Raw genomic sequence first — 9424 nt, 5'->3', positions numbered from 1 at the left:
GTCATCGGCGCCATCACGATGCGGTTGGGAAGCACGAGCGCGCCCAGGTGGAATGGGGTGAACAGGTCGGTCATCGGTGTCCTCCAGTCAATCGTTTTTGCGGCGAAGCATGCAGAACAGCGCATTCGGCGTTCGGCGGGGCCTCGCCCTCGCGGCCGGAGAAGGCGCTGTCCCAATGCCGGAGCAGCTCGAAGCGGCGGCCCAGATGCGTGCGGATGTCGTGTTCGTCGTAGCATCCGGGCGGGCCTTCAGGCCGTATTGTGGTGCGGTGGAAGCATTTGAGCAGCCAGCCACCGGGCCTATGCCGTAACGTCCATCGATTTTAGGCTTGGAAGCATCTGTTCGCGAGCAAAGTCGCCTCGCGAATACCCTCATCTCACCTGGCCCTTCCGCTTAGAGCGTGCTTTTCACACCCAAAAAGGCCACTCTAAGCTCGATTTTCCCAGCGAGATCCGGGCTTTTTCGTTTGATTACAGTATGTTGCCATGGTCCGACCCCAATGGCTGCCAATGGCTGAGTGGATGGGGAGGCCAAGGGGGAGGGGAAACTGGAGCGGGCGGCGGGAATCGAACCCGCGTCACAAGCTTGGGAAGCTTGGGTAATAACCATTATACGACGCCCGCAAGAGAGCTCCCGCAGCAGGGTGGATGCGGAATGCTAGCCAAGGGAGCGTGGCCGTCCAGAGCCGTCACTTGAATCGCCACCTGGCTCCCCTTACGAATAAGAGCGCGGCACGAGACTCCGCAACCCTGCCGCCCATTCCGCCAGCACAGGAGCAGACCATGATCGACCCCAACCGCATGACCCAGAAGGTGCGCGAGGCGCTCGCCTCGGCCCAGACCCTTTGCGCCAGACTGCACCACCAGGCGCTCGACGGCGAGCATCTGCTGGCCGAGCTGCTGGCGCAGGAGGGCGGGCTGGCCGGGCAGCTGGTCACCCGCTGCGGCGGCGATCTGTCGGCGCTGACCGAGGCGGTGCAGCAGGCGCTGGCCAGGCTGCCGCGCGTCACCACCGGGGGTGGCGGTCAGGATCGGCTCTATGTGACGCAGCGGGTGGAGCGTCTGTTCGCCGCCGCCGAGGAAGAGGCGGGCAAGCTGGGCGATGCGTACATCTCGGTCGAGCACCTGATGCTGGCGCTGGTCGATGAGGGCGATTCCAGCGAGGCAGGACGGCTGCTCGCCGCCCACAAGGTGACGCGCGATGCGCTGCTCGGCGCGCTGCAGGCCATCCGCGGCAACCAGCGGGTGACCACCGACGACCCCGAGGCCAGCTACGACGCGCTCAACAAGTACGGCATCGATCTGGTCGAGCAGGCCCGGGCAGGCAAGCTCGACCCGGTCATCGGCCGCGACAGCGAGATCCGCAGCGTCATCCGCATCCTGTCGCGCAAGACCAAGAACAACCCGGTGCTGATCGGCGAGCCGGGGGTGGGCAAGACGGCGATCGTCGAGGGGCTGGCCCAGCGCATCGTCGCCGGCGACGTGCCCGAGGGGCTCAAGGATCGCACCATCTTCGCGCTCGACATGACCGCGTTGATGGCCGGTGCCAAGTACCGCGGTGAGTTCGAGGAGCGGCTCAAGGCGGTGCTCAGGGAGATCAAGGCCTCCGACGGCCGGATCATCCTCTTCATCGATGAGCTCCACACCATCGTCGGCGCCGGCAAGACCGAGGGCAGCACTGACGCCGGCAACATGCTCAAGCCGATGCTGGCCCGGGGCGAGTTGCACTGTATCGGCGCCACCACGCTGAGCGAGCACCGGCAGTACATCGAGAAGGATGCGGCGCTGGAGCGGCGCTTCCAGCCGGTGATGGTCGACGCCCCCAGCGTCGAGGATTCGATCTCCATCCTGCGCGGGCTGCGGGAGCGCTTCGAGCTGCACCACGGCGTGCGCATCCAGGATGCGGCGTTGGTGGCGGCGGTCACCCTCTCCGATCGCTACATCTCCGACAGATTCCTGCCCGACAAGGCGATCGACCTGGTCGATGAGGCCTGCGCCTCGATCCGCACCGAGATCGACTCGATGCCGGCCGAGCTCGACGAGATCACCCGCAAGGTGATGCGGCTGGAGATCGAGGAGACCGCGCTCAACAAGGAGACCGACGAAGCCAGCCGCAAGCGGCTGGAGGCGCTCCGGCGCGAGCTGGCCGATCTCAAGAGCGAGCGCGACGCGCTGACCGCCCGCTGGGAGGCGGAAAAGGCGGAGATCGGCCGCGTGCGCGCGTTGCGCGAGGAGATCGACCAGACGCGGCTGGCCATCGAGCAGGCCGAGCGCGCCTACGACCTGGAGCGGGTGGCCCAGTTGCGCTACGGTAAGCTGCCCGAGCTGGAGCGCCAACTGGAGCAGGCCACCGCAAAGGAGAAGCAGGAGCGCACGCTGCTGCAGGAGGAGGTGACCGAGGAGGAGATCGCCCAGGTGGTCTCCCGCTGGAGCGGTGTGCCGGTCGCCCGGCTGATGGAGGGGGAGCGCGAGAAGCTGCTCCGGCTGGAGTCGGCGCTGCACGAGCGGGTCATCGGTCAGGACGAGGCGGTGCAAAAGGTGGCCGATGCCGTGCTGCGCGCCCGTGCCGGCATCAACGATCCCGACCGGCCGATCGGCTCGTTCATCTTCCTTGGGCCGACCGGCGTGGGCAAGACCGAGCTGGCCCGCACGCTGGCCGCGACGCTGTTCGACTCCGAGGAGGCGATGGTGCGCATCGACATGAGCGAATACATGGAGAAGCACGCCGTCTCCCGTCTGGTCGGCGCCCCGCCGGGCTACATCGGCTTCGATCAGGGCGGCCAGCTCACCGAGGCGGTGCGGCGCAAGCCCTACAGCGTGGTGCTGTTCGACGAGATCGAGAAGGCCCATCCGGATGTGTTCAACATCCTGCTGCAGCTGCTCGACGACGGCCGCCTGACCGACTCCTCCGGCCGCACGGTCGACTTCCGCAATACAATCGTCATCATGACCAGCAACCTGGGCAGCGATCTGCTGCTTGAGCGCGGGGTCAACGACGAGACACGGGCGGAGGTGACCGCGCTGCTGCGTCGCCACTTCCGGCCGGAGTTCCTCAACCGCATCGACGAGGTGGTCCAGTTCAGTCCGCTGTCGCAGCAGCAGGCCGAGGCGATCGTCCGGCTGCTGATGCGCGATCTGACCGAACGGCTGGCCGGTCGCGGCGTGCGGCTTACCATGACCGACGCCGCCTGCAGCCTGATCGCGCGCGAGGGCTACGATGTCCACTACGGCGCCCGGCCGCTCAAGCGCTTCATCCAGCGCCATGTCGAGACGCCGCTGGCCCGGCGGCTGCTCGAGGGGGCGGGCACGGAGCTGACCCTCGATGCCGACGGCGACGCGCTGGTGATCCGCTAGCTGCGTCGGCCCCGCCGTGGGGGGCGCCCGCGGCGGCGGCCGTGGTGCCACCACCACTCCCCCGCCGGGTGCAATTTTTCCCCTTGCAGGCCGCGGGCGGCGTGTCACCATTGCGCCACGGGGCGGCGTTGGCATCTGCTGCGGCGCTCGATTCTTCTGATGAGGAGGTTTGCTATCATGAAGAAGGTGATGGTGATGGCGGCTGCGGCCGCGTTTGTGATGGGCGCCGGTGTGATGGCGCCGGCCGATGCCCAGGCGGGCGGCTTCAATGTCAAGAAGTGCAAGGCCTGCCATTCGGTCAAGAAGAAGAAGACCGGTCCGGCGTGGAAGGATGTGGCCGCCGCCTATGGCAGCGCCGATGCGTTGGCTGCGGTCTTCAAGTCCGGCTTCAAGGTATCCGACCGCAAGATGATCGCCGCCGACGGCAAGTGGAAGAGCAGGGCCGGCATGATGACCGGTCAGTACAAGAAGCTGATCAAGGGCCACGAGGAAGAGGCGGCCAAGGCGCTGTTCGACGCGGTGGCACGCGGCAAGATCTAAGGCGCGTTTGCCTTTTCCGCCTGGGTTGCAGGCGGTGGTGATCGACAGGGGGCGGCCGACAGGCTGCCCCCTGTTTTTTGACGACTGCGACAATCGGTCGCATCCCGCCCGGCGCTCTTTCCCATTAGCCTTCGCTACAGCCGATTGCGGTCGGTACATGGAATGCACAGGAGGTTATATGCATGCATGAAGAGACACCGTTGGACGATAGGCGCAGGGCGTTGATGGTGGGCGCGGGTGCGGCGGCGCTGGCGCTGTCGGCCGGCGCAGGATCGGCGTTGGCCCGGGAGATTGCCGGCAAAGGGGCCGGCAGAAAGATGATGCACGGGCGCAAGCACGCCGCCATGGTCGATGCGATTACCCACTGCATTCAGGCAGGCAACGACTGCATTGTGCACTGCCTCGACCTGATCAAGGAGGGGGATGCCACGATCATCGACTGCCTGCGCAGTGCCGAGCAGATGCGCAACTTCTGCCAGGCGCACGCCTATCTTGCCGCCTCGGACAGCCCCTTCCTCGATGACGCCTGCCGTCTGGCGATCGAGATCTGCGGGGATTGCAAGAAAGAGTGCGACAAACACGCGAAGAAGCACGCAATCTGCAAGGCATGCGCCGATGCCTGCGCGGGCTGTGTCGATGCCTGCAAGAAGCACCTGCATCTGGCCTGAGCCCCAAACTGCGGCGTCCCCTCCTCTGGCTGACCGTTGCGCTGGCACTGAGCGCGCTGGCCGCCACCGGCGGGTGGCTCGCCCGTCGCCTGACGCCGCAGATTCCACCCTGGGCGCGCGGCATGGGGGGCGACTTCTCCGTGCGTTCGGCCGATGGGGCGCTTGCCCTGCACGACTTGCGCGGCAAGGTGGTGCTGCTCTATTTCGGCTATACCCACTGCCCGGATGCCTGCCCGACGGCGCTGGGGGTGATGGCGCGGGCGGTGCGCTCGCTGCCGCAGGCCATGCAGAGACGCACGGCCCTGCTCTTCGTCAGCCTCGATCCGGAGCGCGACACCCCGGAGCTGCTCAAGCGCTACACCGCCTTCTTCGACCCGCGCATGGTTGGTGCGACGACCACGCCGCAACGGTTGCAACGGATCGCCGCCGCCTGGCGGGTCAGCTACCGCATCCCGCCGCACGCCCCGGGAGCGGAGTATGCGGTCTCCCACTCCAGCTTCATCTACCTGATCGATCCACAGGGGCGGCTGGTCGACCTCTTCGGCGACGGAACCAGAGCCGAGGCGATTGCCGCGGCGATGCGCGCATGGCTGTGAAGGGGCAAGGCGGGTTGAGGCCGCCGCGCTGCTGGCTGCCGGCGCTCTTGTCGGCGCTGCTCCCCTTCGCCGTCCACGCCACGGCGGCCGATCCGCCGTTGGCGGTAGATGATGCGCGGGTGCGGCTGGTGCCGCCGGTGTCGGAGAACAGCGTCGCCTACCTCACCCTGCGCAACCGGGGTGCACGGCCGGTGGTCGTCGTCGGCGCGCGCAGCCCGGTCTGCCGCAAGGTGGAGCTGCACCGGATGCGCATGATCCGGGGCGTGATGGAGATGGCCCCCATCCCCTCGGTGACCGTGCCGGCGCACGGCGCCTTCCGCTTCGCGCCGGGGAAGGTGCATCTCATGCTCATCGGGCTGAAGAGGCCGATGCGGCGCGACGATCGGGTGCCGATCGTGTTGCGTACCCGGTCGGGCGCGGAGGTCGCCGTCGATGCATCGGTGGTCGATCTGCGTTGAGCGGTTCTGCCGCCGTCGATCGGCGGGACGAGACGCGGCACGCCCTGCACCTGCTGGTGCTGCGCGGCTGCATGCTGGCGCTGTTCGCCCTCTTCTTCGCCTACATGACCGCCATCGGCAGCCCGCCCGCCCACCAGCTGTGGCTGGCGCTGCTCTTCGGGCTGGCGCTGGCCGCATCGCTGCCGGTAATACGCCTCTGCCGGCGTGGCGGGGCGGCGGTCGGCCTGCTGCAGGGGCAGCTCTGGCTCGATGTGGCGCTGCTCACCGCACTGCTCTGCCTGAGCGGCGGCTACAGCAATCCGCTGATCTCCCTCTACCTGCTGCCGGTGCTGGTCGCGGCGCTACTGCTGCCACAGCGGCAGGCGTGGCTGCTGGCGCTGGCCGTGATCGCCGCCTACACGGTGTTGATGCGCTGGTATGCGCCGATCTTCGGCCGCACGACGGCGGATGGCGGCTTCCACCACCATCTGGTCGGGATGTGGTTCTCCTTCGTGCTCAGCGTGGTGCTGATCGTCAGCGTGGTGGCGCGGATGGCCGAGCAGCGGAGGCGGCATGCGCTGCAGCTGGCCGGGATGCAGCAGCGGTGGCTGCGCCAGCGTGCGGTGGTGTCGATGGGGGCGCAGGCGGCGTTCGATGCCCACGAGCTGGGCACGCCGCTCAACACCATGCTGCTCTTGACCGAGGAGCTGCGCCAGGCCTCCGATGCGGCGGAGCGGGAGCGAAGCTGCCGGCTGCTGGCCGAGCAGATCGACCGCTGCCGCGCGGTGCTCGAACGACTGGCCGAGCGGGGGCGGTCGCTGGCTGGAGACGGCAGGGCACTGCCGGTCGCGCAGCTGGTGGCGCGGGCGCTGGAGGAGTGGCACACCCTCCATCCCGGGCTGCGGTTGCGGCGCGAGGTGGTCGGGAGCCTGCCCGCCGCGCCGGTCGACGCGCTGCTGGGCCAGGTGCTGGTGGTGCTGCTGGATAACGCCCGGCAGGCGGGGGCGACCGAGATCGTCGTGCGGCTGGCGGCCGACGGTGGCGTGACGGCTGCGCAAGAGGGCGGCACCCGTCGGGCGACAAGTCCACAGACGGACTCGTTGCGATCCCGGCATGGCTGGCTGGAGTTGACGGTGGAGGATGACGGCAGGGGCTTCGACGCCGATCTGCTCCACCAGGCCGGGCGCGTGCCGCTTGCCGGCCGCGCGGGCGGCAAGGGACTGGGGCTGTTTCTGGTCGGTTTCGTCATGGAGCAGCTGGAGGGAACGGTGCACATCGCCAACCGCGACAGCGGCGGGGCGGTGGTGCGGCTGCTCTGGCCGGTGGCGGCGTGAAGCCGCTGCTGTTGCTGGTCGATGACGATGCCGCCTTCGCGGCGGTCTTCGCCCGTGCGCTGGAGCGGCGGGGGATCGAGAGCATGCACGCGGCCGATGCCGATGCGGCACGCACCCTGATCGGTCAGCTGCGCTTCACCCACGCGGTGATCGACCTCAACCTCGGCGGCGGCGATTCCGGGCTGGTGGTGTTGCGCCATCTGCGCACGCAGCAGCCGGCCTGCCGGGCGGTGATCCTCACCGGCTTCGCCAGCATCGCCACGGCGGTGGAGGCGACACGGTCGGGCGCGGTCCACTACCTGCCCAAGCCGGCGACGATCGACGAGGTGCTGGCGGCACTCTCCGACCGGCCGGCGGCGGGGGATCCCCCCATCCCCGACAAGCCGCTCCACCCCAGACGGCTGGAGTGGGAGTACATCCAGCGCGTGCTGCTCGAGCACGACGGCAACATCTCGGCCACCGCCCGTGCGCTGGGCATGCACCGGCGCACACTGCAGCGCAAGCTGGCCAAGTACCCGCCTCCACCGCGGCCGTGACGGGAGCCCGTACCCTGCGTCGCAGCATCGCGCTGTTGCTGCTCTTCGCCCTGGTCAGCGTCACCACCCTGCCGGCGACCGCTGCGGTCACCTGCCGCCTGCCGACAGCGCCGCGGTCTACTGCCGCCGGGGCGACTTCCCCGGTGTTGCACGAAGCACCATCCGGTCGCAGCACGCACGATGCCGCCATCCGTTGCGGCTGCGGCTGTCACGCCGATCTGGACGGGCTGCCCCACCTGTTGCCGCCCTCCCTTCTCCATGCGGCGCCCCGGCACACACCCGTCGATGCGGTCCGGGTGGCACACACCCCATCCGGATGGCACACGCTCCGGCCACACCCGCCGACACCCCCTCCTCCGATCCAGAGCCCAACGCTCACCGGCTGAACACCGCGCATGCGCGCGGCCGGTTCTTCTGCGCCCGCAACAGCGGCGTGCATGTATTCAATCTATTGATAATCAAGGCTGTTTTTCGGGACAACATGCACCGGACAACGGCACCGAACCACACGGAGGAAACAATACTCATGTTCTGGAGATCCATTCTCATTGGGCTGGTGGCGCTGTGCGCCTTCCAGCCACCGGCTGCGGCCTACATCGGCCTCTGCTGCGGCAAATGCGGCGGCAACATGCCGATGAATGTTCCCGGCGGCGGCATTCCGGAGACCCACGAGCTGCGGCTCAAGCTGCAGCCGATGGTCATGCACATGGCCGGGCTGCGCTCCGGCAGCAGCGATACCGACATCAACGGCGTGCTCGGCATGCCGGTGATGATGGGCAAGCCGACCGGCAAATACATGGCCGCGCCCGAATCGATGGACATGCGCATGCTCAACCTGGCGGCGGGCTACAGCTTCACCGACGACTTCTTCGCCGGGGTGATGATGATGTACGCCGACAACCGCATGCCGATGCGCTTCTCGTCGATGATGGCCAACACCGCCGGTCAGAGCGGCTTCACCATGAAGTCGAAGGGGCTGGCCGACACCATGCTGATGGCCAAGTACCGCCTCTACGCCGACGACGGCCTGATCCCGTCGCGGGAGGTGTCGCTCTTCGGCGGACTCTCGATCCCCACCGGGTCGATCGACGAACGCAACACCACCCATCCGCTGGCCATGCGGCAGAAGGAGCTTTTGCCCTACGGCATGCAGCTGGGCAGCGGCACCTGGGATCCCTCCCTCGGCCTGCTCTACCAGCGCTCAAACTCACCGTGGTGGTGGGGGTTCGATGCCCGCTACACCCTGCGCAGCGGCCACAACAAACGGGGCTACCGGCTGGGCGACCGCACGCAGGTGGACGGCTATCTGATGTATCAGCCGCATTACGCCTGGGTGCTCTACGGCGAGCTCAACGGCGACTGGCAGGGGCGCATCCACGGCGAGGCGGACGAGGCGCGCAGCGGCGCCTCCGGCCACGCCACTCAGGGGGATGCCACATCACCTTACACGACGCCGCTGTGGGATCCGGCCAACACCGGCAAGTCGCAGCTCTTTGCCACCGTCGGCGTGCAGTGGCAGCCGGTGCCGTTGCAGATCGTCGATGTCGGTGTGCAGCTGCCGCTGTGGCAGCGGATGAACGGCCTGCAGCTCAAGGACAAGTGGCGGGTGGCCGTCACCTGGTACATCGAGTTCCCCACCGCCGCCAGCGTGCGCGCGCTCGACCACACCCCGGCCGACGCCGCGCTGGGATTCTAAAGGAGGAACGGAATCATGAAAAAAGCAATGTTGATCAGCGTATTGCTGCTCTGCTCCGGGCAGGCGCAAGCCATGGAGCTGCCCGACGCCGACAGCAAAGGCGCCCGGCTCTTTGCTGCCCGCTGCAGCGTCTGCCATGCGCTGCCCCATCCCAAGCGGCTCGACTGGACCCACTGGCGCCATATGCTGCGGGTGATGAAACGGCGCATGGCCGAACGCAACATCACCCTGCCCGACGAGCAGTGGCGCCGCATCGCCGCCTAC

9 protein-coding genes and 1 tRNA gene are annotated in these 9424 nt (G+C 67.9%); 9 read left to right on the top strand and 1 reads right to left on the bottom strand.

Features of this window, described 5'->3' with window-relative positions:
- Nucleotides 1–548: 548 nt before the first annotated feature.
- Nucleotides 549–623, bottom strand: a tRNA-Gly gene (locus D6682_08155).
- A 162-nt stretch (nucleotides 624–785) separates the two neighbouring features.
- On the opposite strand from D6682_08155, the gene clpB reads away from it, so the two are divergent.
- The 9 genes from clpB to D6682_08110 form a co-directional block, all read left to right on the top strand.
- Nucleotides 786–3353 carry an ATP-dependent chaperone ClpB gene (gene clpB / locus D6682_08150; GenBank protein RMH49984.1) on the top strand — a complete coding sequence of 856 codons (2568 nt, stop codon included), beginning with the start codon at nucleotides 786–788 and terminating at the stop codon, nucleotides 3351–3353.
- 177 nt (nucleotides 3354–3530) lie between these two features.
- Entirely contained in the window at nucleotides 3531–3893 is a 363-nt protein-coding gene (locus D6682_08145; GenBank protein ID RMH49981.1) for a hypothetical protein, read from the top strand.
- Between the two features lie 182 nt (nucleotides 3894–4075).
- On the top strand, nucleotides 4076–4561 hold the full coding sequence (locus tag D6682_08140) for a four-helix bundle copper-binding protein (GenBank protein ID RMH49980.1): 486 nt from the start codon (nucleotides 4076–4078) through the stop codon (nucleotides 4559–4561).
- Nucleotides 4501–5157, top strand: coding sequence for an SCO family protein (locus D6682_08135; protein ID RMH49979.1), 657 nt, complete (start codon nucleotides 4501–4503; stop codon nucleotides 5155–5157). The genes D6682_08140 and D6682_08135 overlap by 61 nt, the downstream gene beginning before the upstream one ends.
- On the top strand, nucleotides 5148–5615 hold the full coding sequence (locus tag D6682_08130) for a copper chaperone PCu(A)C (GenBank protein RMH49978.1): 468 nt from the start codon (nucleotides 5148–5150) through the stop codon (nucleotides 5613–5615). The genes D6682_08135 and D6682_08130 overlap by 10 nt, the downstream gene beginning before the upstream one ends.
- Nucleotides 5612–6928, top strand: coding sequence for a sensor histidine kinase (locus D6682_08125; GenBank protein ID RMH49977.1), 1317 nt, complete (start codon nucleotides 5612–5614; stop codon nucleotides 6926–6928). The genes D6682_08130 and D6682_08125 overlap by 4 nt, the downstream gene beginning before the upstream one ends.
- A complete protein-coding gene (locus D6682_08120) occupies nucleotides 6925–7464 on the top strand; it encodes a response regulator (protein RMH49976.1) in 540 nt (179 codons plus the stop codon). Before D6682_08125 ends, D6682_08120 begins: the two co-directional genes overlap by 4 nt.
- A gap of 481 nt (nucleotides 7465–7945) precedes the next feature.
- The gene (locus D6682_08115) at nucleotides 7946–9160 is read left to right on the top strand and encodes a transporter (protein ID RMH49983.1); all 1215 of its coding nucleotides are present in this window, start codon (nucleotides 7946–7948) and stop codon (nucleotides 9158–9160) included.
- A 15-nt stretch (nucleotides 9161–9175) separates the two neighbouring features.
- A partial coding sequence (locus D6682_08110) for a cytochrome c (GenBank protein ID RMH49982.1) occupies nucleotides 9176–9424 on the top strand: 249 nt, incomplete at its 3' end.

It is taken from the genome of Zetaproteobacteria bacterium, assembly GCA_003696765.1.
Lineage (GTDB): Bacteria > Pseudomonadota > Zetaproteobacteria > Mariprofundales > J009 > RFFX01.
The sequence above is the reverse complement of the archived record's forward strand: the minus strand, read 5'-3'. Positions and strand labels throughout refer to the sequence as shown.